The 24879-nt window shown below is 63.1% G+C and carries 27 protein-coding genes; 20 read left to right on the forward strand and 7 right to left on the reverse strand.

Translation table 11 applies throughout. The features are described 5' to 3' along the window. Positions 1-30: 30 nt before the first annotated feature. A complete protein-coding gene (gene tsaD / locus KRR55_RS12795) occupies positions 31-1104 on the forward strand; it encodes a tRNA (adenosine(37)-N6)-threonylcarbamoyltransferase complex transferase subunit TsaD (RefSeq protein ID WP_217389464.1) in 1074 nt (357 codons plus the stop codon). A 76-nt stretch (positions 1105-1180) separates the two neighbouring features. Here the strand turns inward: tsaD and KRR55_RS12800 are convergent, their stop codons facing one another. Beyond that, positions 1181-2323, reverse strand: coding sequence for a glutamate--cysteine ligase (locus KRR55_RS12800; protein WP_217389465.1), 1143 nt, complete (start codon positions 2321-2323; stop codon positions 1181-1183). Positions 2324-2465: 142 nt separating this feature from the next. Next, on the reverse strand, positions 2466-3716 hold the full coding sequence (locus KRR55_RS12805; RefSeq protein WP_217389466.1) for a class I SAM-dependent methyltransferase: 1251 nt from the start codon (positions 3714-3716) through the stop codon (positions 2466-2468). Between the two features lie 140 nt (positions 3717-3856). Here KRR55_RS12805 and KRR55_RS12810 point away from each other — a divergent pair, with 140 nt between their 5' ends. Further along, positions 3857-5119, forward strand: a complete 1263-nt coding sequence (locus KRR55_RS12810; RefSeq protein WP_254456149.1) for a tyrosine-protein kinase domain-containing protein — start codon at positions 3857-3859, stop codon at positions 5117-5119. A gap of 169 nt (positions 5120-5288) precedes the next feature. On the opposite strand, the gene KRR55_RS12815 is transcribed toward KRR55_RS12810, so the two are convergent. From KRR55_RS12815 to KRR55_RS12835, 5 genes are all read right to left on the reverse strand, one after another. Beyond that, a complete protein-coding gene (locus KRR55_RS12815) occupies positions 5289-6140 on the reverse strand; it encodes a GDSL-type esterase/lipase family protein (protein WP_217389467.1) in 852 nt (283 codons plus the stop codon). A 351-nt stretch (positions 6141-6491) separates the two neighbouring features. Beyond that, the gene (gene fliW, locus KRR55_RS12820) at positions 6492-6866 is read right to left on the reverse strand and encodes a flagellar assembly protein FliW (RefSeq protein ID WP_217389468.1); all 375 of its coding nucleotides are present in this window, start codon (positions 6864-6866) and stop codon (positions 6492-6494) included. Continuing rightward, positions 6863-7738, reverse strand: coding sequence for a flagellar hook-associated protein FlgL (gene flgL, locus KRR55_RS12825; protein ID WP_217389469.1), 876 nt, complete (start codon positions 7736-7738; stop codon positions 6863-6865). Before flgL ends, fliW begins: the two co-directional genes overlap by 4 nt. 12 nt (positions 7739-7750) lie before the next feature. Next, complete coding sequence (gene flgK, locus KRR55_RS12830) at positions 7751-9169, reverse strand: flagellar hook-associated protein FlgK (protein WP_217389470.1); 1419 nt, start codon at positions 9167-9169, stop codon at positions 7751-7753. A gap of 9 nt (positions 9170-9178) precedes the next feature. Next, positions 9179-9664, reverse strand: a complete 486-nt coding sequence (locus tag KRR55_RS12835; protein WP_217389471.1) for a flagellar protein FlgN — start codon at positions 9662-9664, stop codon at positions 9179-9181. Positions 9665-9902: 238 nt separating this feature from the next. Between KRR55_RS12835 and KRR55_RS12840 the strand changes: the two genes are divergently transcribed. From KRR55_RS12840 to KRR55_RS12925, 18 genes are all read left to right on the forward strand, one after another. Then, complete coding sequence (locus tag KRR55_RS12840) at positions 9903-10715, forward strand: sigma-70 family RNA polymerase sigma factor (protein ID WP_217389472.1); 813 nt, start codon at positions 9903-9905, stop codon at positions 10713-10715. 122 nt (positions 10716-10837) lie between these two features. Next, the gene (locus KRR55_RS12845; protein WP_217389473.1) at positions 10838-11710 is read left to right on the forward strand and encodes a flagellin N-terminal helical domain-containing protein; all 873 of its coding nucleotides are present in this window, start codon (positions 10838-10840) and stop codon (positions 11708-11710) included. Positions 11711-11872: 162 nt separating this feature from the next. Continuing rightward, entirely contained in the window at positions 11873-13198 is a 1326-nt protein-coding gene (gene fliD, locus KRR55_RS12850) for a flagellar filament capping protein FliD (protein ID WP_217389474.1), read from the forward strand. Then, the gene (fliS, locus tag KRR55_RS12855) at positions 13195-13602 is read left to right on the forward strand and encodes a flagellar export chaperone FliS (RefSeq protein WP_336245109.1); all 408 of its coding nucleotides are present in this window, start codon (positions 13195-13197) and stop codon (positions 13600-13602) included. The genes fliD and fliS overlap by 4 nt, the downstream gene beginning before the upstream one ends. Next, the gene (locus KRR55_RS12860) at positions 13595-13924 is read left to right on the forward strand and encodes a hypothetical protein (protein ID WP_217389475.1); all 330 of its coding nucleotides are present in this window, start codon (positions 13595-13597) and stop codon (positions 13922-13924) included. Before fliS ends, KRR55_RS12860 begins: the two co-directional genes overlap by 8 nt. A 113-nt stretch (positions 13925-14037) precedes the next feature. Next, positions 14038-14379: a flagellar basal body rod protein FlgB gene (gene flgB / locus KRR55_RS12865; RefSeq protein WP_217389526.1), complete on the forward strand. Its 342-nt coding sequence runs from the start codon at positions 14038-14040 to the stop codon at positions 14377-14379. Beyond that, positions 14379-14771, forward strand: coding sequence for a flagellar basal body rod protein FlgC (locus KRR55_RS12870; protein WP_217389476.1), 393 nt, complete (start codon positions 14379-14381; stop codon positions 14769-14771). The genes flgB and KRR55_RS12870 overlap by 1 nt, the downstream gene beginning before the upstream one ends. Further along, positions 14771-15079: a flagellar hook-basal body complex protein FliE gene (gene fliE, locus KRR55_RS12875; protein ID WP_217389477.1), complete on the forward strand. Its 309-nt coding sequence runs from the start codon at positions 14771-14773 to the stop codon at positions 15077-15079. Before KRR55_RS12870 ends, fliE begins: the two co-directional genes overlap by 1 nt. Further along, complete coding sequence (gene fliF, locus KRR55_RS12880; protein WP_217389478.1) at positions 15079-16677, forward strand: flagellar basal-body MS-ring/collar protein FliF; 1599 nt, start codon at positions 15079-15081, stop codon at positions 16675-16677. Before fliE ends, fliF begins: the two co-directional genes overlap by 1 nt. After that, positions 16674-17699, forward strand: a complete 1026-nt coding sequence (gene fliG, locus KRR55_RS12885; protein WP_217389479.1) for a flagellar motor switch protein FliG — start codon at positions 16674-16676, stop codon at positions 17697-17699. Before fliF ends, fliG begins: the two co-directional genes overlap by 4 nt. Further along, positions 17689-18303 carry a FliH/SctL family protein gene (locus tag KRR55_RS12890; RefSeq protein ID WP_217389480.1) on the forward strand — a complete coding sequence of 205 codons (615 nt, stop codon included), beginning with the start codon at positions 17689-17691 and terminating at the stop codon, positions 18301-18303. Before fliG ends, KRR55_RS12890 begins: the two co-directional genes overlap by 11 nt. Beyond that, complete coding sequence (locus KRR55_RS12895) at positions 18300-19619, forward strand: FliI/YscN family ATPase (protein WP_217389481.1); 1320 nt, start codon at positions 18300-18302, stop codon at positions 19617-19619. Before KRR55_RS12890 ends, KRR55_RS12895 begins: the two co-directional genes overlap by 4 nt. Continuing rightward, positions 19619-20044, forward strand: a complete 426-nt coding sequence (locus tag KRR55_RS12900; protein WP_217389482.1) for a flagellar export protein FliJ — start codon at positions 19619-19621, stop codon at positions 20042-20044. Before KRR55_RS12895 ends, KRR55_RS12900 begins: the two co-directional genes overlap by 1 nt. Before the next feature lie 11 nt (positions 20045-20055). Continuing rightward, positions 20056-20868, forward strand: a complete 813-nt coding sequence (locus tag KRR55_RS12905; RefSeq protein WP_254456151.1) for a C40 family peptidase — start codon at positions 20056-20058, stop codon at positions 20866-20868. Between the two features lie 647 nt (positions 20869-21515). Then, the gene (locus tag KRR55_RS12910) at positions 21516-22415 is read left to right on the forward strand and encodes a flagellar hook-length control protein FliK (RefSeq protein ID WP_217389483.1); all 900 of its coding nucleotides are present in this window, start codon (positions 21516-21518) and stop codon (positions 22413-22415) included. A gap of 17 nt (positions 22416-22432) precedes the next feature. After that, positions 22433-22939, forward strand: a complete 507-nt coding sequence (locus tag KRR55_RS12915; protein WP_217389484.1) for a flagellar hook assembly protein FlgD — start codon at positions 22433-22435, stop codon at positions 22937-22939. A 60-nt stretch (positions 22940-22999) separates the two neighbouring features. Beyond that, entirely contained in the window at positions 23000-24172 is a 1173-nt protein-coding gene (locus KRR55_RS12920; protein WP_217389485.1) for a flagellar hook protein FlgE, read from the forward strand. 174 nt (positions 24173-24346) lie between these two features. After that, on the forward strand, positions 24347-24796 hold the full coding sequence (locus KRR55_RS12925) for a cell wall-binding repeat-containing protein (RefSeq protein WP_217389486.1): 450 nt from the start codon (positions 24347-24349) through the stop codon (positions 24794-24796). Positions 24797-24879: the final 83 nt, after the last annotated feature.

The raw sequence follows: 24879 nt of genomic DNA on the forward strand, positions 1-24879 counted from the left end.
AACCGGGCCGGGCAACCTAAAATTGGTTCCATGTCCCTTTCTGCACCGCTTGTCCTTGGCATTGAATCCTCCTGTGACGAAACCGGGGTGGGTATCGTGCGCGGGACCGAGCTGTTGGTCAATGCCGTGGCTTCCTCGATGGAGGAACACGTGCGCTTCGGCGGTGTCATTCCCGAGATTGCTTCCCGGGCCCACCTGGATGCCTTTGTTCCGACTCTCGAATCTGCCCTCAAGGATGCCGGGGTGACGCTCGCGGAGATCGACGCGATTGCGGTGACCAGCGGCCCCGGGCTCTCCGGCGCACTGATGGTGGGCGTCTCCGCGGCCAAGGCCCTGGCCCTGGCTACGGGCAAGCCCCTTTACGCGATTAACCACCTGGTCGCACACGTCGGCGTGGGCATCCTGGACGGGGGAGAGCTGCCCGAGAACCTCGGGGCGCTGCTGGTCTCCGGTGGCCATACCGAAATCCTTCAGGTCAATTCGCTGACGTCGGATGTGCGGCTGCTTGGAGCCACCATCGATGACGCGGCAGGGGAAGCCTATGACAAGGTCGCCCGCCTGCTGGGGCTGGGTTACCCCGGGGGCCCGGTCATTGACCGGATCGCCAAGGAAGGCGACCCGAAGGCCATCCGGTTCCCGCGCGGGCTGACTTTGCCCAAGTTCGTGGGAACCGAGGAAAACCCGGGGAGGCACCGCCACGATTTCTCCTTCTCGGGCCTCAAGACCGCCGTGGCGCGCTGCGTCGAGCAATACCAAAAGCGTGGCGAGGAGGTTCCGGTGGCTGACATCGCCGCCAGCTTCCAGGAAGCGGTGGTCGACGTGATCACTTCCAAGGCCGTGCGTGCCTGCCGCGAAAACGGACTGACCAATCTCTTGTTGGGGGGAGGGGTGGCCGCCAATTCCCGCCTGCGCGAGTTGCTGGCGGCCCGCTGCGCCTCGGCCGGGATCACCTTGCGAGTGCCCCCGCACAGCCTCTGCACGGACAACGGAGCCATGGTCGCGGCGCTGGGTGCCCAGCTGGTGGACGATGGGGTGCTTCCAACCGGGTTGGGGTTCTCCACCGACTCCGGGCAGCCGGTGAGCCTGATTTCACTGGCCGTCTAGAATCGGCCGGGAACGCGAAAGGGTGGATGGGCAAATGCCCATCCACCCTTTCGCTTGGGTTCCGTACGGCTTCGCCTTAGGCCAAGTGCATGCGACGTACGTTGTCCTTGACGACTTCACGCAGGTTGCCGTTGTGGGCTGAGGCGATCTTGTGCTGCCACTGGTAGCCGGCACCACCCTTGATGATGCGTTCCACATCGGCGAGCTCGGCACTGCAGCCGAGTTTTTCGGCAACGGGGGCCAAACGGACGAGCTCCTGGAGAAGATGCTCGGTGACGAGCATTTCATCCCCGGCGGCGTTGAGGATGATGATGGCCTCCATGCCGTAGCGAGCGGCGCGCCACTTGTTTTCAACCCGGTACCAAGGAGGCATGACGGGGATGGTGCCGCCATTATCGAGAGTCGTGGACATGTCATCCACGAGGCATTGCGTCAGCGCAGCTATGGCACCGATGTCTTGCAGCGAGGAGAGGCCGTCGGAGATGCGCATTTCGACGGTCCCGAAGCGGGGGACCGGGCGCACATCCCAGCGGATTTCCGAGATGTCGTCAATGACGCCGGTGTGCAGCATGTCGGCAACGTAGGACTCGTATTGGTCCCAGGACGGGAAATGGTAGGGGATGCCAGCGGTGGGAAGCTGCTGGAACATCAGGGCTCGGTGCGATGCGTAGCCGGTATCTTCCCCGCCCCAGAACGGGCTGGACGCGCTCAGAGCCTGGAAGTGCGCCTGATAGTTGATCAAACCGTCAACGATCGGCAGGGCCTTGGCGCGGGAGTCCAGTCCTACATGCACGTGCACACCGTAGATCACCATTTGCTGGCCCCACCACTGAGTGCGGTCGATCATCTTGGCGTAGCGGTCCTTATCAGTGACCGGCTGCAGCTTGGGAGGTGCGAACGGGTGGGAACCTGCGCAGTACAGGTCGACATCCATCGGGTCGGTGACCTCGCGGACCGCCACCAAGTTCTCGTGCAGTTGGGCTTTGGCCTGGGCCACGGTTTCGCAAACACCGGTGACGATCTCCACGGTGTTCAGCAACAGTTCCTGCTTCACGTGGGGATGTTCCTCGTCGATGGCAAGTGAACCGTGGCGGAGGTTCAATTCGGCCAGCACTTCCTCGGCTACCGACCGCAGATCGGAGGTATGCCGATCCACCAATGCAACTTCCCATTCCACACCAAGGGTGGACTGGCGTGATGATGCGAAATCTATCTGCATCGGGCCTCCATGTCTTATGCGGCGAATCACGCCAATATGTTGTTACTGCTCAGTCTATCGAGCGTAATGGCGCATTTGATGCGACCGTCGAGGGTCGGCGGTGATTTTGTGGATCAACAGGGTACTCGTGCGCACACACCATCTACACGGGCTCGACCTCAATGGCGTAACGCTGATCGCCGACCCGGGTGAGGATCAGGGTCGCCTTGTTCTTGGCATCGCGCCCTGTACCTGCCAGCAGGATCTTGCGCAGTTCCTCCGGCGTGACATCCATGCCGCGTTTCTTGATGTCCAGCACTCCGATCTTTTCGGTCTTTACCCAAGCACGGAGATTCTTCACATGGTAGGGCCGGACGGCAAGTACCTTGTAGGCCTTGGCAAGCGGGGTTTCAACGGGCTCCGCGGTGCTGAAGTAAGCGATGCGCGGATCGATCAGGTGCCCACCGGTGGTCTTGAGCAATTCATCAATGAGTCCGGCGCGGATCACGGCGCCGTCGGGTTCATAGATGTAGGAATCGATTGCGCCCACCGGGACGTCGCCACGCAGCGCCGCGTCCGGATCGAAGTCCACCGGACTGGTCAGCTCAGTGGCACCGTGCGCGGCAATGACAAGGGCAGCGCGGCGGATCCCGGGGCGGGCGAGCGGGCCGAACCAAAGTGCGGCCTCCGTGACGTCTCCGTTGATCGAAACCCACTGGACCTCGCAATTGGAAGGTACCGCTTCGTGGGGCAGTCCCGGGCCCATCTTCACGCCCACGGCCAGTCCACGGTCGGCCAGTGACTCGACGAAGGACAGGGGAGGGCTGAACGCCTCCGGGTCGAAGATCCTCGAGGTCCCGGATGCATCGGTGGTTCGGCGAGCCGGGTCGAGCCACACGCCGTCAAAACCGGTCAAATCGAAGGTCGTCGCGTCCGCATTGACGACGGTGGCGGTGGGCCACGGCATGAGGTTTAGGGTAGCGGCCGCCGCTGTGGCTTCGTCCATTTCCACGGCCGTGACCTCGAGGTCGGCACTTGCTAACGCGAGGGAATCAGCGCCGATCCCGCAACCCAGGTCGGCCACCTTCTTGACTCCGGCACGTGTGAAGCGTTGAGCATGGAGTCCTGCGAGCTTGAGCCGCGTTGCTTGTTCCAGGCCGGCCGGAGTGAAGACCATTCGGTCGGCGAACGGGCCGAACTTGGTTCGGGCCTTGGAACGAAGCTGGGCCTGCTGGACCACCGCCGTCACCAATTCCACCGGGTGGCCGTCCTTGCGCAGCGACAGATTGAGATTCAGTGCCGCTTCCTTGGTTCCGGCGGCGGACGGGTCCACCGAGTTCAGAAGATCCCACCCCTGGGGTGTTAACAGGATTGCTAGTTGGGATGCTGCAGCTTCGGAGCTTTGATTTGCCATGAGATCAAGCCTAGCTGGAGGAAGCAGAGGTGATCCTTATCTGTTGGCCCATGCGGAGAAGCGGCCTCCCCACATGACGCCCGGGAGCTCTGTCGTGTCATATATCGACTCGTAATGTTACCGGTACCGCCGAGGTACGTTTGAGTCTCACCAATGCCGATGCTGTCGTGGCGCAGAAGACCGCGAACGCCTGGGTCGATGCACTTGCAGAACAAGTCACGGAAATTGAATCTGGTTTTGCCAGCGGATCATCGAACAAAGATTCAATCGTTCAATTTGTTCCACTGGTGGATGCCGAAATTCCGACTGCGCCGGTGTCGCCCAACACCAAGTTGGTCATAGCCCTTGGGGCTGTGCTCGGGTTGGCGCTCGGTGTCGGATATGCGTTGCTCCGGCAGCATTTGGACCGCCGCGTTCGATCGGTCGAGGATCTTGAGAAACTTGGCACGTCGGTGATCGGCACGATTCCGTTGGACCCCCGCTTGGTGAACAACCGCACAACCATCGAAACCGGTGCCTTGGATCATGACGACCGCGCTTCGCACCCATATGCTGAGGCCCTGCGCGAGCTGCGTACTAACCTCACCTACGTTGATGTAGACAAACCAGCGCGGGTCCTCCTCGTTACTTCTTCGGTCCCCGGCGAAGGCAAGTCTTCCGTCGCGGCAAACCTGGCGATCGCCATTGCGTCCACCGGCCGACCCACGATTCTTGTTGATGCAGATTTGCGCCGCCCCGTGGTTACCGATGTCTTTGGTCTTCCAGGAGGGGCAGGGCTCACTGATGTTCTCAGCCACCACGCAACGCTGGATGACGTTCTCCAGCCCTATGGACCCATTCCAACGTTGTCGATTCTCGCGGCCGGACGAATCCCGCCGAATCCCTCGGAGCTTTTGGGATCCCAGGCAATGCTCTCATTGCTTGAAGACATGAGCCGCGATGCCCTTGTTCTGATCGATGCACCCCCGCTTCTTCCTGTCACCGACGCCGCCGTATTGAGCAACTTTGTCGATGGGGTTCTGGTGGCAGTGAAGGCCGACTCGACTTCAACCGATGAGGTTGCCAAGTCGTTGAACAACCTGCACAAAGTCGGTGCTCATATTCTGGGGTTCGTCCTGAACCAGGTGCCGACCAAGGGTGCGTCAGCTGCGAACTACGGCTACTACGGCCAGTACTACTACGCTTCCGAGGAACCGCAGGCAGACTCGACGAAAAAGGCCAAGCCGAGCCGCCGCCTGAAGCAGGCAGTTCCAGTGCAGGCACCAATGCGCACTGTAGAGCCACAGACCGCGGCTGTTGTCCAAGTGGACGGCAACGCTTCAGGGGCAACCTACATCGCGGCGAATGCGGAATTTGATGACGTGCTCACATCGCGAGCAGGCATGCGGCACCTAAGGCGCTAATCCTCGCCAACTTAACCGCTCGTATCCGGACACAGAGGCCGGATACGAGCGGTTTCTTGTTGAATCAATAGATCTTTAGGTGATTCCGAGGGGGCCGGTTCGAAACCCAGTCGATCGAGCTCCCCACGAAGGGATTTGTGGACCCAAAGTGCGTGCCCGATTGCGTCGCTCAGAGGTGATGTTTCACTGCCGGGTAGTAGCCTTTGAGATACCCGTCGGTGGTGGGGTGCAGATTGGATGGATCAGCGAGATCGACCTGGTTGAAATAGATCCACGGCTTGTTCGCGCCGAGACCGTGGTTGTTGAATGCCCCGGTGACCGAAACGAACTTGGCACTGGTGCGCTTCGTGGCATTCTTGATGGCCAGGTTGAGTGCATCTCCCAATCGATTCAGTTGCTTCGCGCGCTTGGCAGAGATGAGCTGCTCATCCCCGTTTGAGGTGGTGAACAGGCGCGGGTAGCCTAGGACCAGGATCTTGCCGCGGGTGGCGGCGTCAAGCGTGCGCAGGGTCTGATGCGCGGATGCCCCGATCGTTGGAATAGCCAGATTTCCCAGGCGCAAGGCACCGTCGCAGGCAGCATCGCTTCCCAGCGTGCTGCAGGCCGTGACGAGCCCTCTGATATCGAGGTCGTTGGCGCCCAGGGTGAGGGTTACCAATTCGGCACCGGCCAGGTAGGGGGTGAGCAGCGGCACAGTACCGGCGATTTGGGCCGTGGTGAGGCCGGCACAGGCGGCATTGGCGGTGAGGTTGACCCTGGGCCGCGCGTCCAACGCCGTGACGTGCGTTGGTCCGCTTCCTTGGAGGCAGCCGGACGGCATCATCGGGTTTTGGGTCAGGATTCCTGAACCGAAGCCAGCGGAATATGAGTCGCCGAGATTGACGTAATCAGTGACCTTGGACTGGGTCTTGGTTTGGGAGGCCGTGGCGGTGGCCGGGGCGATGCCGGTGAACGTGAGGGCAAGCGCCGCGGCGCCGATGCCCAGCGTGGTGAGGAAACGAAATTGTCTTCTGCGAGCCATGAGGATTGAACCGTCTCAAGATGGCGGTGCACGGTGGGGCACACCGGATCAAGCCCGAATGCACGGGCGGCAAGTGACGCACACGTGTGTCCCCGTGCACGTGGGTGGCCCAACCCCAAGGTCTCGCCACAATCCGACCCCCCCAAAGTGAGGATTGGTTCAGCTGCCGGCGGGCCAGGGAGTAATGGTCCGCGCGTATTGCCAATCGTAAGCGCCGTGGTTCACGGAGAACAGGCTTGCGGGGGAGTCAGGTACGCCGGCATTGAGCAACGCCAGCCACTGTGGACCCTGGGTGGGCGCGCATCAGCGCGAACGGGGTGTGGCTGCCAAACCTGCTCCGAAACCGAAACCTTAGAGGGGCAGTGCCGAGCGGATGGGCCAGTCTTGGCCCTCGAGGATGACCTGTGCACAGCTGCCGGTGTCGGCGTTGAACACCAGGGGAGCAAAGAGGTTGACGCTCGCTTGGTGGTCGGAGGTATTCACAATTACCAGGACGCCTCGGGAGCCAGGCTCCGGGTCTCCGACCAGCGCCATTTGTTCGTTGGTGAAGACGGGCTTGTAGTCGGTCAGGTGCAGGGCCGCATCCAACACGAAGAGCCGAAGCCCGGCTGCTTGGGGAGAGGCCAACGCGTACAAGCCAAGTGCTCCCTCCACCGGTTCCAGGGACAACGTGGTGGCTTCGGGGAAGCCGGGCAGGGCCGCTGCAGGAACCAAAACGCGGCTCATCGCAGGAAATCCATCAACGAGGGCTGCAAGGTGCGCGAAGCTGCGGACAGTGCCGCCTGGTAGGCAACCTCTTGGGTCTTGAGTTCCAGAATGACCGAACCCAGATCGATGTCCTCGATGCCGCTGCGCCGTGCTTCCAATGAAACCGAATCCGAGAGCAACGCATCTTCGGCGGCCAGGACTGAAGCGTGGCTTGCGCCAATGGTGGCCTGGGATCCCAGGACCTTTTGCAAGCTCACATCGACCTCGCCGATGCGGGAGGAAATATTAGTTCCGGCGCGCAGATCAGCGACGATGTTCTTGATCAGTTGAAACACGCTCGTGTTGCCCTCTCCAAATACCTGGGCTCCGTCGGCATCCACTCGGACGCTCGAGTTCGTTCCGATGCGGCGTTCCACACCGCTGGTGCCCGAGAATCCATAGGCACTATCCACTGCACTGGCTTGGTCGGATGTCCCGGCAAAGACGTGACGCCCCATGAACTTGGTGTTTGCCGCGTTCGAGAGCGAGTCATGCAGTTGGTCGAGTTCCAGGGCGATGGCTTCCTTGGCATCCGGAGCCAACGCGCCGTCGTTGGCGCCCTTGACCGTGAGGTCGCGAACCTGCTGGAGGATGTCGGTGGCGGATGTCAGCGCCTGGTCCGTGGTGGAGAGCCAGCCATTGGCATCCTGCACGTTGCGGGAGAACTGCTCGTTCTGGCGTTGCTGCGTACGAAGTGCCATGACGTTGGCGGTGCCGGCGGGATCATCGCTGGGCCGGCCGATTTCCTTGTGGGTGCCGGCCTTGTTCTGGATGGTGGCGAGCCGGTTCATGGCCGCCTGCAGGTTGCGCTCGGTGTTGGTGGTCAGCGATGCGGTGGTGATTCGAGTCATGGGCCTTCTCCTTTATCGTCCAACGAGCCCGGTGCGGTTGATGAGGGTGTCGAGCATTTCATCAATGGCGGTCATGACCCGTGCGGCGCCCTGGAAGGCGTGTTGGTTGGCGATGAGGGCTACGTTTTCCTCATCGATGGAAACAGCGGAGACCGATTGCTGGGCGTTGACGGCACCGGCAGCGGCAACGGCCGTCGAGACTGCCTGCTGGGCCTCGGACTTGGTCGCGGTTCCGATCTTGATGACCATATTGGCCCAGAGTGCGTCGGGACCGTCGGGGGAGCCGCCCAGCTTGGACATTTCCGTTGCGTTGGAGCCGTCGAGCGCGCCACCGTTGGTGCCGGCGGTGGCAAGGTCCTTGGCCCCTGTGGCCAACACCCTCAGCGAGCGTGCCGGATTGTTGGAATCGGTGATTCCAAAGAACGGGGGACCGGGGGTGCCGTCCACCGTCTTGCCGTTGGCCTGCGCCGCGTTGACTGTGGTGGCCAGCTTCTCTGCAATGACGTCCAGCGACTTGGCTGCCTCGGCCAGCGGTCCACCGGTTCCAGCATCATCGGCCGGTGCGAGCAGGGAAACAGTGCCGGCGATGCGGCCTGCCTGCAGAGCCACGGGCTGTCCCGGGCGGTGGGTCCACTGCAGCGCCGGGGCCGTGCCGCCATCGAACGTAGCCGACCCGGTGACCTCCAAAGGACGCACCGTTGAGCCGGTGACCAAGGCGTTGCCATCGATCAACACGTCCACGGTGCCGTCGGGCAGTTCGCGAACCGTCGCGCCGGAGAGTTCCGAGATGGTTTGCGTGAGCACGGCACGCTGGTCCAGCAAGGCGTTTGGCGCCCCACCGGCCGCGACCGCGGAACGAATTTGGGCATTGAGCCCGGCGACGGTGTTTGCCGCGCTGTTGACGTCATTGACCATGGTGTCCAGGGACTGGCGTTGGGCAGACCACTGGTCGGTTACTTCGGTGTGGGACTGGTCGATGCGGTTCACCACCGCCTTGGCCCGTTCCAGCAGGACGGCTGCCGGGGAAGATTCGCCTGGCTGGTTGGCCACATCTTCCCAGCCGGCCCAGAAGTCATTGAGCAATGAGGACAGGCCGTTCTCGCCTGGTTCCCGCAGGATCCCCTCGAGGTTTGTCAGGCCCTCGGCACGGGTGTCTGACTGCGCGGCCAAGGCCACGGTCCCGCGCACGCGGGCATCCAGGTGCGCATCGGCGAGCCGGGCGATTCCGGTGAGAACCACTCCCTGGCCAACGCCGGGGCGCGAAGCGAGCATACCGGTGGAAGCGACGGAACCTGCAGAGACGAAGTCGGCCCGCTGCCGTGTGTAACCCGCGGTGCCCACATTGGCCAGGTTGTTTCCGGCAGTCTCCATGGCGAGGCGCGCCGCGTTGAGGCCGGACATGGCCGTATTCAGTCCGCTGAACGTACTCATGTCAGTTCCCTATAGATTCGTGTCGATGATGTGTGCACCGGAATTGTGTGCCGCCGATGTTCCGGAAGGACCGTATAGCGAGGTGTCCTCACCCAGGTTCGCCAGCGTTTCCTGGGTGGAGCGGTAGGCCGCACGCAGATACTGTTCATTGGCATCCCGTAGCCGGGTGATTTCAGCCGTGGTGTTCCGCAGCGCAGTCAAGTGGGCGGTGAGGATTTCATTCCACGGACCAGGAGGCGCAGTCTCAATGATCCGGGTCAAGGGTGAAGCCGCGTCAATTCCCCATGCGGATGCCAGCTGTGACGCCTCCAAGGCGCGCGCAAGACCGGCGGCGTGGACCTTCTCGAGAATGTTCTCGATCTCCCGCGTCGCCAGCGGTATCCATTGCGACTTCCCGGAGACCAGCAACAAATGCTCTTCCTCCAACTTGAAGTGAAGCAACTCGAGTAGTTCCCGTTCTTTCCACAACAGGGCCGAAAGCTCATTGGTTCCCATGTATCCATCTCTCCAGACTGTTGTGCCCCCAAAGTATCCCCAGTTATTTCAGTCTATCGGCCGGTCCAAAGTGAACGTTAGTTGTACAACTTCAAATTGGGGTGCTTTCAAGTCCGCTTTTTGGGGATATTCGGGCTAGTATCTTCGTTGGGGAAATGGTTTTTTTGGGGAAAACAGACGTGGCCACTAGCAATAGCTCTTGGCTTGATCATCACTCAAATTGACAAGGACGATCCGGGTGGAGCGACAGGCACGCAACCAGTTGGTTATAGAGAACCTTCCCTTGGTCGGATATCTTGCGGCAGAATTATGTGCCAAGGCGACCCACCTTTCCCGTGAAGACCTCGCTTCGGTGGGTGCCATAGCACTCATTACTGCCGCGGATGCCTTTGACGATTCGCTGGGCGTCCCCTTCGGAGCCTACGCGCGCCGGCGCATCCTCGGGGCATTCGCGGACGACATGCGATCCAACGACTGGGCCACCCGGGGTGCGCGGAAGAAGATCACCGAAACCCGTACGGTCCAGGAATCCCTGACCGCAGCATTGGGGCGAACCCCCACCGTTTCCGAGCTCTCCGACGCCCTCGGCATGGACCAGGCGTCAACCCTTGCGATCTTGAGCGATTCTGCCCGCACGGTCGTATCGATCGACGACACCATGAACGACTACCTCGTCTCCGGCACCGAGACCCCTGAAGAGGCGTTGCTCGAGACCGAGCACACCAAGGTGATCCGGGATGCCGTTGCCGCGTTGCCGGAGAACCTGCGTGTCATCATTGAGCGCATCTACTTCCAGGGCTCGACAGTCAAGGAACTTGCTGCCGAAATGGGTGTCACCCATTCGGCGATCTCCCAGCGCCGCACCTCCGCCATGAAGCTGCTTCACGAGGGACTGCAAACGCGCTATGTGCCGGAGCAGCCACCCGCACCGGAAACCGCCATGACCCGGGCCGCGACCCGGCGACGCGAGCTTTACCTGAAGGAATTTGGCCAGCGGGTGTCCGGCGGGATCGTGCGCATCGCCGGCGGCGCGGTGTCGCCAACGGCCTAGCCGGGTCCGAGCGAAATTTTTTCTCCGGTCTGCTAACAAACCCTGGTGGGTGGCCGATAGTCGGTGATTGAGGTCCACGGACGGACCTCGTTACAGACACCCGTCTCACGGAGGAATTCACCATGGGTATGCAGATCAACACCAACATCGCGGCGCTTAACGCTCACCGCAACCTGACCAGCACGCAGAACGACCTTTCCAAGTCGCTGGAGAAGCTCTCCTCCGGCCTGCGCATCAACCGCGCAGCCGACGATGCAGCAGGTCTGGCAATCTCCGAGGGCCTGCGCTCGCAGGTCAACGGCCTCACCGTTGCAGCCCGCAACGCCCAGGACGGCATCTCGGTCATCCAGACCGCTGAAGGCGCCCTGACCGAGGTCCACTCCATCCTGCAGCGCATGCGTGACCTTGCTGTCCAGGGTGGTAACGACTCGAACAACGCCGATTCACGTGCAGCCATCAAGGGTGAAGCGGATGCGCTCGGCTCCGAGCTTTCGCGTATCTCGGAATCCACCAACTTCAATGGCATCAACCTGTTCCAGGGTGGCGCAACCGCCGGACCGGCTTCTCTCGCCTTCCAGGTAGGCGCCGAAGGTGATGCAGCATCGCAGATCTCGGTTTCACTCGACAGCCTGGCAACTTCGCTCTCGGGCGTCGTGACCATGACCGGTGGCACTGTCTCGACCGCGGCCGCCGGATTCCTCGTCACCGATGCCACCGCGGCACAGACGACCATCGAAGCGATCGACGTGGCAATCAAGAACGTATCCACCTCGCGTGCCGATCTTGGTGCCAACCAGAACCGCTTCGAGTCGGCCATCAACACCCTCAATGTTTCCCGTGAGAACCTGCAGGCTGCAGAGTCCCGCATCCGCGACGTTGACATGGCTTCCGAAATGGTTAGCTTCACCCGCTCGAACATCCTGTCCCAGGCCGGAACCGCCATGCTCGCGCAGGCCAACCAGGCCAACCAGGGCGTGCTGCAGCTTCTCGGCTAAGCTTTCAGGGCGTTTTTGGCAACTGGCTTTCCCGGGCAGTGAAGATGTCCGGGAACGCGCCAAGCCGCAAACGATCTCCCGTGGCAGGCATCGGCTCTCCGAGTCACTTGCCTGCCGCGGGAGATTTGCGGTATCCACACCATAGGTAGAAGCGGAGAAAACATGGGCCTGGCACTCGACGGACTCGCCAGCGGGCTGGACACCACGGCATTGATCAAATCCCTCATGCAGGTGGAGGCGATCCCGCAGAACATCCTGAAAAACAAGGTCAGCGCGACCCAGACCATGGTGTCGGCCCTACAGGCGCTCAACACCCGCGTCGCGGACCTCGCAACTCTGACCACGAAACTGGCCAAGCCTGAATCGCTGCAGCTTTTCAGCACCTCGGGAAGCTCCGAGGGACTGACCGTAACGACCACCGCCGGCGCAAGCGCGGGATCCCTGGACCTTACGGTGACCAAGCTGGCCCAAAGTCAGCTCCAGGTCTCCGATCCGGTCACCGAATGGACCGAATCCAGCTTCTCCATCATCGCCGCCGACGGCACCGAAACGCTCATAACGGCACCATCGAATTCACTCGATGACATCGTCACTGCTGTCAATGCCTCCGATAGCGGCGTGCAAGCGGTCAAGGTTTCCGCCGGCAAGGACGCGAACGGTGTGGACCAATACCGGGTCCAATTCTCCTCCGGCGACTCAGGTGCCGCGAACTCCTTTACCATTTCCGGGACCGCGGTTCCGATGACGGAAATCCGCGCGGCACAGGACGCCGAGCTCAAGCTCTGGGCCGGAACCGCCGCAGAGCAATCTGTTAGCTCCACGACCAACACGTTCGCCTCCCTCTTGCCGGGAGTCGATGTCACAGTCTCCAAGGTTTCCACCGAACCAGTCACCGTGTCCGTGGAGCGCGACGGCGAAGCCACCTCCAAGATCGCCTCGAACCTGGTGGATTCCCTCAACGGTCTCTTCAATTTCATTGCCACAAACTCCTCGGTCACTTCCGGAACCGGCGGTGCCACGAAGGGCATGATCTTCACCGGTGACAGCACGGCGCGGATGGTGAAGCAGCGGGTGATGGACGCGGCGATCTCGCCGATTGACGGCAAGTCGCCTTCCGAGATCGGCATCTCCATCACCAAGGACGGCAAGCTCGAATTCGATTCCGAAAAGTTCTCCCAGGCCCTGGCCGAAGATCCAGCCCGGGTCGAAACGGTGCTGCAGACCATCTCTTCCCGGGTCTCCGCGGTGTCGACGGACATGTCCGACAAATACGACGGGGTCATCACCTCCCGGATCAAAGGCCAGGAATCGGTCGTGACCCGTCTTGATGACCAGATCTCGGACTGGGACCGGCGCCTGGACAGTCGGGAAGCCACGCTCAAGCGGATCTACTCGGCTCTCGAAGTTCAAATGAGCAATCTCAATTCACAATCGTCGTATCTTGCCTCTCAATTGGCCTCGCTCCCGACAACGCAGAAGCAGTCATGATGAACCCCGCCCAGAAACTTGCCCAACTCAATCGCGAAGCAATCCTTTCGGCCAGCCCGGCGCGCCTTCTCACCATGCTCTACGACCGCCTGTTGGTGGACCTGAACCGTGCCGAAGCAGCGCAACTCGCAGCGGACTGGGCAGTGTCCTCGGAAAACCTGGTGCATGCCCAGGCCATCATTTCCGAACTGGTCTCAAGCCTGGACTCCGAGGCCTGGTCGGGGGCAACCGCGCTCCACAGCATCTACGCCTTCGCCACCCAGCTGCTCATTGATGCGAACGTCAAGCGCGACCCGGCGTTGACGCGACAGGCCATCGGCATCATGGAGCCACTGCGGCAAACCTGGCACGAGGCAGCTTCCGCCCCGGCTGCCCCCAGCACCGGTGGCGTCCACATTGGCTAATCAGCCCGAATCCGCCGGGCACTCGGTCCCATGGGAACGCTTCCTCGCCGATTTGGAGGACCAGGTGGCCCAACTGCGCGAATCTTGCGCGGATGACACCTCCTTGTTCGAGCTGCCCGACACTTCATGGAGCCCGCCGGCCGGCCTCGGCGAATTGCCACCGGAACTTGCCCCACGGGCGCGAGCGCTACTCGAGGAAATGGATTCGCTCACCCCGGTCCTGGGGGAACGGCGCGACGAAGCCGCACGGCAGCTCCGTGCCGTGTCATCGGTTCCAAGGGATTCGTCAGCGACCTCCGTTTACCTGGATTCGGTCGGATAGCCCAAACAGCTAACGGCCAACGCCCGGTAACCGATTGTCTAGTATGAGCACGGATAGCTCACTTCCTTTTGAGCCCACGGATGGGCCACGAAACGACCTTGGAGCGATTCGTCGTGTTCAATTCCGTCACGTCCATGGCGATCGAAAGTGCCCTGGATGGCCTGGCACTGCGCCAGCGAGCCATCGCCAACAACATCGCCAACGTCAACACCCCCGGCTACCACGCCCGCCGTGTTGAGTTTGAATCGGCCCTGTCAAAGTCGGTGGCCGAAGGCAACGGCCTAGCGGCTGCGACCACTTCGGCCTCCTTGGAGCCCACACGTCTCGACGGATCCAACGTCAATCTGGACACCGAGACGCTCTCGAACATCGATACCGTGTTGCGCTACCAATTCGCCACGCAGGCCGCCTCCGGGCCGTTCAACTCCATCCGCACCGCCCTTCGGAGCAACTAATGCTTGACGCCATCGGAATCGCCGGCAGCGCACTGACCGTGCACCGCAAATGGCTTGACGCCGTCTCCGACAACCTGGCCAATGCGAACACCGCCACTGCCACCGACGGCGAAGCCTTCCGGGCCCGCTACGTCTTGGCCCAGGCCGGTGCCGAGAACACCGGCGTGTATGTCGCGGGTGCGGAGTTCGGGGACGCCGAGGGGCGCATCGTGCACGAACCGGACCACCCCTTGGCGGACGAGGAAGGCAATGTCCGCTACCCGGATATCGACATGTCCGAGCAAATGGGATCCCTGATCATGGCCCAGCGTGGCTACCAGGTCAACGCCGCGGTTGTGGACCGCGCTAAGGAAACATACCAGGCAGCACTGCAGATCGGACGCAACCAGTAATGGCCTTCGAAATCGGCCCCGTCGCGGGCGTCAGCCCCACCCTGCCCACCGGATACCTGAAGCCGGCCGGTGCATCCGCCACCGACGGCTCGGCTTTTGCCAATGCCCTGGGAGGAGCCGTGGACCAGGTCCAGTCCCTGCAGGCCACCTCCAATGATCTTTCCATCAAGGCCGTGACCGGGGACCTGACGGATATCCATGCCGCCACCCTCGCCTCGACTCGTTCTGCAGTAGCCCTGGAGATGGTTTCCACCTTCCGCAACCGTGGAGTTGAGGCCTTCAACGAGATCATGAGGATGCAAGCCTAGTGGCTAACGTTCCAGCCCCGCTGGCGAAGGCCGCGGATGCCGTGCGCGGCTTCAGCCTGGCACAACGCACCATTGCCTTGATCGGCATCGCCGTCCTGGCCTTGGGAACCATTGCCTTGGTTTCCTTCATGAGCCAGCCCAAGCTGACACCGTTGTTCACGGGCCTTGCCCCGGAAGACGCCGCCGGTGTCGTAGAACAATTGAAGGCCGATTCGGTTCCCTATGAACTTACCGGGGGAGGGGGCACCATACTGGTGCCCGAGGCCAATGTCTACGACTCGCGTCTCAAGGCCGCAGCTGCCGGGCTGCCCACAGCCGGCACCAGTGGATACTCCCTGCTCGATGACATGGGCGTGACTTCCAGCGAATTCCAGCAGTCCGTCACCTACAAGCGGGCGCTCGAAGGCGAACTGGCCAGCACCATCCAGGCCATGGAAGGGGTCAACCTTGCCTCGGTCAAGCTTGCCATTCCGGAGCAAACCGTTTTCGTGGATTCCAAGACCAACCCCACCGCCTCGATCTTTGTCGAAACCAAGCCCAACGTGACCTTGGGCAACGACCAGGTCCAGGCCATCGTGCACTTGACCTCCGCGGCCGTTGACGGGCTCAAGGCCGAGGACATCTCCGTCGTGGATTCGACGGGCAAATTGCTTTCCGCCGCAGGTGTCGGGTTGACCGGCGGCGCCGAAAAGCAAGCTGCCGACTACGAAACCCGCGTAGCCGGAGTCATCCAGGCCATGCTCGACCGCGTGGTCGGCCCGGGCAACGCCACGGTCGCCGTGGCAGCCGACCTGTCCCTGGAATCGGCGGAACGCACCGAGGAATCCTTCACCAACCCCGAGGGCAACCCTGCGCTGACCGAATCCGTCAAGGAAGAGGAATATGAGGGCAGCGGTGGGGCCGGCGCAGGAGTGCTGGGCCCGGACAACATTGCGGTGCCCGGCGGCGAGAACGGCGAGGGAACCTTTACCTCCACCGACAACCAACGCACCAATGCGGTGAACAAGGTGACCGAGAACCGCTTGATCCCCTCCGGCAACCTGAACCGGCAGAGCGTCTCGGTGGCCCTGAACTCGGCAGCCACCCAGGGCCTGAGCATCCCCGACATCACCCAGATGGTCAGCACTGCGGCAGGTATCGACGAGGCACGCAACGACACCGTCAATGTCTCGGTCGTGCCCTTCAACGCCGACGGCGCCGCAGCCGCGGAGGAAGCGCTCGCCGCCGCAGCCGCCGCGGAGGAGGCAGCCCGCACCGCGGAGCTCCAGCGCACCTTGATCATTGCCGGGGTCATTGGCCTGGCACTGATCCTTGCGGTGGTTTACGCACTCTATGTGAGGCGCAACAAGCAAAACCGCGAACCGGTGGACCTGGGCGAGTTCCGCGAATTCACGTCGCTGCCACCGGCACCGGCAGCAGCCGAGGTCGCGTCCCTTAACACCATGGCCATTAGCCAGGTTCCGACCCCCGAGCCCGTGGCTCCGTTGGTAACCCCACAACACATCAAACGTGAGCAACTGGCGGCACTTGCCGCCAGCGATCCAGCCGCGATGGCTGATTACCTGCGCACCGTGATGGACGATCGGAGCACCGAATGAAGCAGCCCCCAGCAACCGGGAATCTGACAGGCATACAGAAGGTTGCAGTATTGCTGATGCAACTCGAAACGCGCCAAGCGGCGGAAGTCATGCGACAGTTCTCTGAGTTCGAGGCAGATGAGATCGCTGCGGAAATCGTGCGCCTGAGCCGTGTTGAAGCCCAACAAGTCGAACATGCCATCAACGAGCTTCACGACCTGGCTACGGCCGGGAAACCGAATGCTCGTGGGGGTCGTGACACGGCCGCTAGCCTGTTGGAAGCATCTTTCGGGGCCGAGAAGGCCATGACCGTGATGAACCGTCTTTCCTCCACGATGGCGGGGATGACTTTTGAATTCCTTGAATCCACCGAACCAGCGCACATAGCCTCACTTCTCGACGGCGAACTGCCGCAAACCATCGCCTTGGTTTTGGCCCACTTGCGCCCCGAGGTGGCTTCCTCGGTGCTGGCAGGATTCGACTCTTCCCAACGCTCTGCCGTTGTCGTGGCTCTGGCCGCCATGGGTACCGCCGTGCCCGAAGCCGTGCGCGTGGTGGCCGAGGAACTGAAGAAGCGTACCGGATCCGTTATGGCCAGTCACGAACCCCTTCAGGCCGTCGGAGGCATCCAGCCGTTGGTGGACATTTTGAACCGCTCGAACATCGCGGTGGAAAAGGAAGTGCTCTCCTCGCTAGACGAGAGCGATCCCGAATTGGCCGAGGAAGTGCGCTCACGCATGCTGTCCTTCGCTGACCTTGTCAAGTTCGATCGCATCGACGTCCAGCGCGTTCTGCGCGGAGTCGACCCCACAACGTTGGCCCTTGCGCTCAAGGGTGTGTCGACCGACGTCGAAGATACCGTCCGGGGAAATATCTCGGAACGCACCAGAAGCATCCTAGATGCCGAAATATCTTCAATGGGAAAGGTGCGCATTTCGCTGGTGGAAGAGGCCCGCGCCGATATAGTTCAGACCATCCGGGCACTGGAAGCCAGCGGGGAAATAACGATCAAGCGTGCCGACAAGGACGACTATGTCCTATGAGCCAGTCACTTTCGAAACAGTGAAGTTCGGTGTACTGAATCCCTTATCTGACACCAGTAGCGACAGACTCAACTCGCAGGCTCACGGATACGCTACTGGTTACGCTCAGGGCATCCGAGCCGCCGAGGCCGTAGCGCGTACCCAGCGCGAAGTCTTGGCTCGCGCTGCCGCTGTAGTCCAATCTGCCCGGGACGAAGAACACGCCGCGGCTATCGCAGCGTTGCATGCCGCGGCCGCCGCCTTACATGCTTGCACGGTCCCTGTGCTGGAACAGGCTTCCACCGTGATGGTGGAATCGGCGCTGCTGCTGGCCGAAAAAATCGTGGGTGCCGAATTGTCGAATCATCGCTTCGGGGCCAAGGCGGCACTCGATCGCGCCATGGACGGCGTTGATGCCCCCACCGTGCGTCAGGTTCGCATGAACCCGGAAGACTTGGAGCTGCTGGGCTTGGAAACCTTGCCGGGCACCGACATAGCTTTGATTCCCGACCCCTCGTTAATCCGTGGCGACGCGCTGACAGCCTTCGACGAGGGCTTCCTTGATGCACGCATTGCAACCGCGCTTGAGCGGGCCCAAATCGCCCTGCGAAGGGCTGGCACATGAGCCTAGAAACGCAAACCTGGACCGGCCTTGACGCAGCACTCCTCGCGGCCGAGCCTGTGCGAATGGGAGTGGTGAGTTCGGTGGTCGGGTTGGGGCTTGAGGTTGCGGGCCTGAATGCGCCCTTGGGCACGGTGCTGGAGATCGGCGACGACAAGGTTGCTGCTGAGGTGGTGGCCGCGCGCCGGGACACGCTTCACTGCATGCCGCTGGGGCCGATGGATGACATCCGGGTCGGCGATTTCGTGCACAGCAGCGGATCGGCCGCCTACATTCCCGTCGGCACGGGACTGCTCGGCCGGGTGCTGGACGGATTGGGCCAGCCCATTGACGGGCGCGGCCCGCTGGGGGAGCACACCCTGGTTCCCATGGAGCACCATGCGCCTGCGGCACTGGAACGCAGCCGGATCACCACCCCGCTGCAGCTGGGTGTTCGCGCCATGGACACCCTCACCGCGGTGGGTGCCGGCCAGCGCATCGGGCTTTTCGCCGGATCCGGAGTCGGCAAGTCCTCGCTGCTGTCCATGATTGCCCGTGGCACCTCGGCCCAGATCAATGTCATTGCCCTGGTGGGCGAGCGGGGGCGCGAGGTCAGGGAATTCCTTGAAGAGGATTTGGGTGCCGAGGGCCTGGCCCGCTCGATCGTCGTGGTGTCCACCGCCGACGAACCGGCGCGCATGCGCCTGCGGGCGGCCTTCGTGGCCACCCGCATTGCCGAGTCCTTCCGTGAATCCGGTGCCCAAGTCTTGCTCATGATGGACTCGCTTACCCGTGTGGCCATGGCCCAACGTGAAATCGGGCTCTCCGCGGGCGAGCCTCCGGCAACCCGCGGCTACCCGCCCTCCACCTTCTCCCTGCTGGCCCGTTTGCTAGAGCGTGCAGGTACGTCCGCGACCGGTTCCATCACCGGGATCTACACCGTGCTGGTGGACGGGGACGACCACAACGAACCCATCGCCGACGCGACCCGTTCGCTGCTGGACGGGCACATCGTCCTGGATCGGAAACTGGCCATCTCCGGCCACTTCCCGTCCATTGACGCACTGGCCTCGGTTTCGCGCGTCGCCTCCCGGGTGACCAGCCGTGAACAGGCCACCGCGGCGGGAGCCCTGCGCAAGGTCATGGCCGCACGCCGTGCCGTGCAGGATCTGTTGGATGTCGGGGCCTACCAGCGCGGAAGCAACGCGCTGGCGGATGCGGCCGTCGATCACGAAGCCGCGATCAATCGATTTCTGCAGCAACGGCTCGAGGAGCCGGTGCCCAGCGGCCAGTCCTGGGCCGAACTTCAATCATTGCTACGAACCATGGGGGTGTCCTGATGTCCAGGGGATTTGCACTTTCGGGCCTGCTGCGCCTGCGCGGACTGCAGGAAACCAAGGCGGCGGGAGACCTCGCGGCGGCCAACCGCAGCCTGCGCCAGCGGACCATGGAACGGAACGCCATGCGCGATGCCATGGCCGCTCCCGAGCGGGCACCGGTAGACAGCGAGACGCTAATGGCCTTGGTTGCCTCGCGTGCCTCCACGCGCGGCATGCTGCTGGAACTGGACACGCTGGTTTCCAGCTTGGACGGGAAAGCTGAAGAAGCCCGGGAAACCCATGGCCAGGCTCGCAAGGAGCTCAAGGCCCTGGAGAAGCTGGCTGACCGCCATGAGGTGAGGGTACGTACCGAAGCCCTCTCCCGTGAGCAATTGCTCCTTGACGACTTGGGTGCCACCAGCGCCTTTGAAGGGAAGACACCGTGAGCTTTGACGGCATGGCAACACGTATTGGCGCTATCCAATCGACACTGGCGCGCGTCAGCGGAACCCCGGCACCCGCGAAGGTCGAGGCATCGCCCGGCGGTGCCGCGAGTGCTGCTGCTTTGGCCGGTGCCGTCCCGGGGCTCGGTGCAAACTCGGGTGCGCTGCCCACGACCCCGGCCGCGTTTACCCAGGCACTGCAACAGGCGATGGCACCTTCGGTGGCGGCAAGCCCCGTCACCGCATCACCGGCACCTGCGCCCACCGTGGCGTCGGGCTCCGGGGCAGCAGTTGAAAAATCCACGTCGGTGGGTAAGGAGCCTCCGGCAACGGCCGACGGCGTGGATGGCTCCGACGTGGTGCAGAACGCGAAGAAGTACCTCGGCATTCCATACGTTTGGGGAGGAAACAATCCCAAGATCGGCCTTGACTGCTCGTCCTTCGTGCAGCACACCTTCAGGGATTTGGGCGTGGAACTTCCCCGGGTGGCCCGGCAGCAGGCCAAGGAAGGAACCGAAGTTCCCTCCTTGGCCCAGGCCAAGCCCGGCGACCTGATTGTCACCCGTGGAGGTGGCCATATTGGCATTTACCTGGGCGACAACAAGATGATTCATGCCCCGCGTCCGGGGGAAAGCGTGAGCATCCGGAAACTCTTTGAAACCGATGCCACGATCATGACCATTCGCCGCATTGTGCCGTCCGCATCCGCCGGGGCGTCCGAGGCCAAGACCCCTGCCGCCGCCACGGCGTCTGCTGCGACCCAGCAGACCGAGCTCACCGCGGCAGCGCAGCGCGCCCTGTTCTCGACAGCGGTGAGTGGCGCATGATTCCCTTCCCGTCCACTCACGCCACACTGCCGGTTGCCTCTGCGTCCTCGGCTTCCGCGAAATCCGGGGACCTGGGTGCCTCTCCTTCGGGTCAGTTCGCCGAAGTCTTTGCCTCCATGATTCCCACCGCGCCTGCACCCGGTAAATCGGGTGCACCTGTGGCAACCGGCGTGGAGGCAACAGATGCAGAACCGGCAAATCCAGCAAATGGGCAACCGGCAATCGACACCCCGGAAGCATCCCTCGGTGGCTCGCAGTGCCGGGAAACCGCCGCACCCGCTGCACGGACATCGAATACCTCAGCAGTGGATGCTGAGGCCGTGATGAACCAGCGGGCGCAGCACTCGGCGCTGTCGGCTCCTGCCGCGCTGCCCACGGGATCCACAACGGTCACCAAAACCGGCAACGAGCAGGCGGACGGTTCCACCGAGCCCGTTTCCGCCGAACAGGTCGCTGGTTCGCCGGCAGGCTCGCCATTGCCGGTGGCCGTCGCGCCGTGGCTGGTTGTGCCGAGTCCCAGGGCCGTTGCTCCTCCGGAAGCTGCGCAACTGCCTGTCGCGGAGACACCCTTGTTGGTTCTCCCGTTGCCCGAAGGCGGGTCGCCCCTGCATGTGGCGCCCATTCCTGGGACCACCGTCGCCGGGTCCATGGTCGCCGATTCCCGCGCTGCCGTGACGCCGCCCCCGCAAGCACTCGCGGTGTCCGCCAATTCCGAACCCACTGGAACCAAGGATGCATTGGCTCCAGTCATGAAAGCGGCTGCAACACCCATCGCGGAATCCGCAGCTGCCGTGTCGAACGCAGAAATCCACGGCCTGGTAACCGCACCGGATGCCAACTCGGTTCACACGCAGCAGGAACCGGACGCAGGCCAAACTCAGGCCGGCAGTGCCGCCACGGCGCCGGCCGGAACGCAAGAGGTACAGGCTGTATCCAACTCCGGCTCCCGGCCGATTCCTGTTGTCGTCGGCCAGGGCGATGTCCGGATGGCCGCTACTGGAGCGACGGCGGTGGCCGGTGTCGTCGGCGATGCAAGCATCTCGGCAGTGGACCCGCTCGAGTCTTCCGCCGCAGAGACCCCGTTGTTGCGGTCCCAGACACCGGCCCCGTTGCACCGGCAATTGCTCGGGCCCATCGCCAGCCTTGCCGCCGGACCGAACGGGGAACGAACACTGAGTGTCAACATCGCCCCCGAGGCGTTGGGCCCCATCACTGTCAAGGCGCTCCTGGGCGGTGAAGGCATCCGAATGGAGCTCTCTGCGCCCACTGACGCCGGGCGCGAGGCGTTGCGAGCCATGCTGCCGGAGCTGCGGCGTGAACTGGCCGCCACGGGCTCAGGAACCATCATGTTGTCCAGCGGAACGGATTCCTCCTCCACTCCTGGCGGCCACACCGGCAGCCAGAACGCGGGCGGCGGGGACGCACGTCCCTTCACCGGTGCCCCTTCTCCGGGATTGCGCACCCGCGGCGAACCGGCACCCCAAACAGCGGGGCGGGAAACCACCCTTGCCCTGCACGATACTTCCCATCTCGACGTGATGGCTTAGGAAGGACAACCCCCCCCATGACAGTGCCACCCATCGAAGCGACGCAATTCGGGGCAACAGCCGCGCCCGTTCGTGCCCCCAAACAGGCCATGGACGGGGAAGTGTTCCTGCACCTGCTGGTCACCCAGCTGGCAAACCAGGACCCGAGTTCGCCCATGGACACCAACCAGATGATTTCCCAGACCACCCAGCTGGCCTCCATGGAACGCATGAACACCCTCAGCGCCACCCAGGAAGCCTCGTTGGACATCCAGCAGCGCCTGGCGGCATCCTCGCTGATCGGTCAGGAAATCACCACCGCCGGGGAGCCGCCGATCACCGGGGTGGTCACCGCGGTGTCCTTTTCACAGGGTGCCCCGGTGGTCACGGTGGGGGAGCAGCAGATCCCTTACGCGCAGATCATCGGCATCGCGGCACCCGCCGCGCCGGTTCCCGATCCGGAGCAGGACACGACCCCGGAAGCCTTGCCTGAGGGCGGGGACACGGTGCCTGAAACCGCCGAACCGGGTGCCCTGGGCGCCTAGGCGTCCGCCCCACGTTTTCTTGTTCCACCCAATTTCCTTCAACGCAGAAAGACATCCACCATGCTTCGTTCACTGTATTCAGGAATTTCCGGTCTTCGCGCCCACCAGACCATGCTTGACACCACCGGCAACAACATTGCCAACGTCAACACGTCGGGCTTCAAGTCTTCCTCCGTCCAGTTCCAGGACACCCTGTCCCAAATGACCCAGGGCGCCACCACCCCGGGCGAGAACGCCGGCGGACGCAACCCCGCCCAGGTCGGTCTCGGCGTGCAGGTCGCGGGCATCTCGACCAACTTCGGCCAGGGATCCGCCCAGAGCACCGGACGTTCCTCGGACATGATGATCGCCGGTGAAGGATTCTTCGCCACGCGCTCGGGGAATGCCACCTCGCTCACCCGCTCCGGTGCCTTCGAATTTGACGCCAACGGCAGGCTGACCAGCGCCGACGGCGGCATCGTGCAGGGCTGGATGGCCCAGGGCGGGCAGCTGGCCACTGGCGGCGCGCTGACCGACGTCGCCCTGCCGCGGGACCTGCTCGCACCGGGTGTCGGCACCAGCACCGCCGGACTCTCCGGCAACCTGCCCAAGGAAACCGCCACCGGCGAATCCATCGTGCAGGACAAGGAGATCTTCGCTGCGGACGGCACGAGCCGCACCATGACCATGACGTTCACGCGCACCGCGAACGGCTGGAATGTCGCGGGCAACGACGGCGCCGGGGCCACCGGCACCGCAACGCTGGCCCTCGCCAACGACGGAACCCTCAACGGCGGCACCATGAACCTCGGCGGCATCGCCGTGGACCTGTCCGCGGTTACCGGCTATGCAGGGCTCAAGACCGTGTCGATCGCCGAGCAGAACGGCCGCTCCGCCGGAACCCTCGAGTCCTACACGCTGGGCTCGGACGGCACGCTGACGGGAACCTTCTCCAACGGCGCGCAGCAGGCCATCGCGCAGATCGCCCTTGGCTCCGTGGCCAACCCCGGCGGCCTGCAGAAGACCGGAGGATCGGGCTACACCGTCACCGCCAACTCGGGCGCCATCGAATACGGCGTACCGGGGGACCCGGGCATGGGCACCATCTCCGGCGGCATGCTGGAAATGTCCAACGTTGACCTCTCCCAGGAATTCACCAACCTGATCGTTGCCCAGCGCGGCTTCCAGGCCAACGCCCGCATCATCACCACCAGCGACGAGGTTCTCCAGGAACTGGCCAACCTCAAGCGCTAACCCGCGTATGGGTGGTCCCGTTAGCTAAGGGGGCCACCCACGCAATCCACCATCGGCTTCTCCGTCTGACGCCGGGGCGGGTCAGAGTTGATCGGCGCATCAGTCCACGGTTGGTTCCATGGCAACTGCGGCCCCTTAGAGTCACCTTCATCTACGACAAAGTAGGATTACGCCATGAAAAAGACCACTGCAGGACTGGCCGCACTCGCCCTCACCGCCGCCGGAATCATCGGCACCACAACCGCTCTGGCCGCTGACGGCACCTGCCAGGTCTATTCGGGTGGCGGATGGCTCGTTGGGGCTTGCCCCGAACCGGCGGTGGTTCCCGTTGAGCGAATCGGCGGGGCGAACAAGTACGAGACCGCCGTGCTCATCTCGCAGATCAACGCCGAGCCGGGCGTCCCCGCCGTATACCTGGCCAACGCCGCCAGCATGGTTGACGCCCTGTCCATCTCGCCGTACACGGATGGGCCCATCCTGCTGGTGCCGGCCACCGGCGCCCTTCCAACCACGGTGGCAGATGAGCTCGCCCGCTTGAACCCGGGAAAGCTGGTGGTGCTCGGCGGGACGACCGCTGTCAGCAACGACATGCTCGGCCAGGCACAGCTCGCCGCAGCGAACTAATCAGATCCCGGCCTGCCGTAAACGGTAAGCCGGAGGGTAGGCGGGCGGCGTCGTTGGCTAACGGCGCCGCCCTTTCTGCCGAG

Source organism: Paeniglutamicibacter quisquiliarum (assembly GCF_019084045.1).
GTDB classification, from domain to species: Bacteria; Actinomycetota; Actinomycetes; order Actinomycetales; family Micrococcaceae; genus Paeniglutamicibacter; species Paeniglutamicibacter quisquiliarum.

Coding starts and splice junctions, on each gene's coding strand:
- tsaD (WP_217389464.1), top strand. CDS start 31: ATGTCCCTTTCTGCACCGCTTGTCCTTGGCATTGAATCCTCCTGTGAC.
- KRR55_RS12800 (WP_217389465.1), bottom strand. CDS start 2,323: ATGCAGATAGATTTCGCATCATCACGCCAGTCCACCCTTGGTGTGGAA.
- fliG (WP_217389479.1), top strand. CDS start 16,674: ATGAAGCAGCCCCCAGCAACCGGGAATCTGACAGGCATACAGAAGGTT.
- KRR55_RS12845 (WP_217389473.1), top strand. CDS start 10,838: ATGGGTATGCAGATCAACACCAACATCGCGGCGCTTAACGCTCACCGC.
- KRR55_RS12890 (WP_217389480.1), top strand. CDS start 17,689: ATGTCCTATGAGCCAGTCACTTTCGAAACAGTGAAGTTCGGTGTACTG.
- fliW (WP_217389468.1), bottom strand. CDS start 6,866: ATGAGCCGCGTTTTGGTTCCTGCAGCGGCCCTGCCCGGCTTCCCCGAA.
- KRR55_RS12805 (WP_217389466.1), bottom strand. CDS start 3,716: ATGGCAAATCAAAGCTCCGAAGCTGCAGCATCCCAACTAGCAATCCTG.
- KRR55_RS12870 (WP_217389476.1), top strand. CDS start 14,379: ATGCTTGACGCCATCGGAATCGCCGGCAGCGCACTGACCGTGCACCGC.
- KRR55_RS12915 (WP_217389484.1), top strand. CDS start 22,433: ATGACAGTGCCACCCATCGAAGCGACGCAATTCGGGGCAACAGCCGCG.
- KRR55_RS12910 (WP_217389483.1), top strand. CDS start 21,516: ATGGTCGCCGATTCCCGCGCTGCCGTGACGCCGCCCCCGCAAGCACTC.
- KRR55_RS12925 (WP_217389486.1), top strand. CDS start 24,347: ATGAAAAAGACCACTGCAGGACTGGCCGCACTCGCCCTCACCGCCGCC.
- fliS (WP_336245109.1), top strand. CDS start 13,195: ATGATGAACCCCGCCCAGAAACTTGCCCAACTCAATCGCGAAGCAATC.
- flgK (WP_217389470.1), bottom strand. CDS start 9,169: ATGAGTACGTTCAGCGGACTGAATACGGCCATGTCCGGCCTCAACGCG.
- KRR55_RS12835 (WP_217389471.1), bottom strand. CDS start 9,664: ATGGGAACCAATGAGCTTTCGGCCCTGTTGTGGAAAGAACGGGAACTA.
- fliD (WP_217389474.1), top strand. CDS start 11,873: ATGGGCCTGGCACTCGACGGACTCGCCAGCGGGCTGGACACCACGGCA.
- KRR55_RS12920 (WP_217389485.1), top strand. CDS start 23,000: ATGCTTCGTTCACTGTATTCAGGAATTTCCGGTCTTCGCGCCCACCAG.
- fliE (WP_217389477.1), top strand. CDS start 14,771: ATGGCCTTCGAAATCGGCCCCGTCGCGGGCGTCAGCCCCACCCTGCCC.
- KRR55_RS12905 (WP_254456151.1), top strand. CDS start 20,056: ATGGCAACACGTATTGGCGCTATCCAATCGACACTGGCGCGCGTCAGC.
- flgL (WP_217389469.1), bottom strand. CDS start 7,738: ATGACTCGAATCACCACCGCATCGCTGACCACCAACACCGAGCGCAAC.
- KRR55_RS12900 (WP_217389482.1), top strand. CDS start 19,619: ATGTCCAGGGGATTTGCACTTTCGGGCCTGCTGCGCCTGCGCGGACTG.
- KRR55_RS12895 (WP_217389481.1), top strand. CDS start 18,300: ATGAGCCTAGAAACGCAAACCTGGACCGGCCTTGACGCAGCACTCCTC.
- KRR55_RS12815 (WP_217389467.1), bottom strand. CDS start 6,140: ATGGCTCGCAGAAGACAATTTCGTTTCCTCACCACGCTGGGCATCGGC.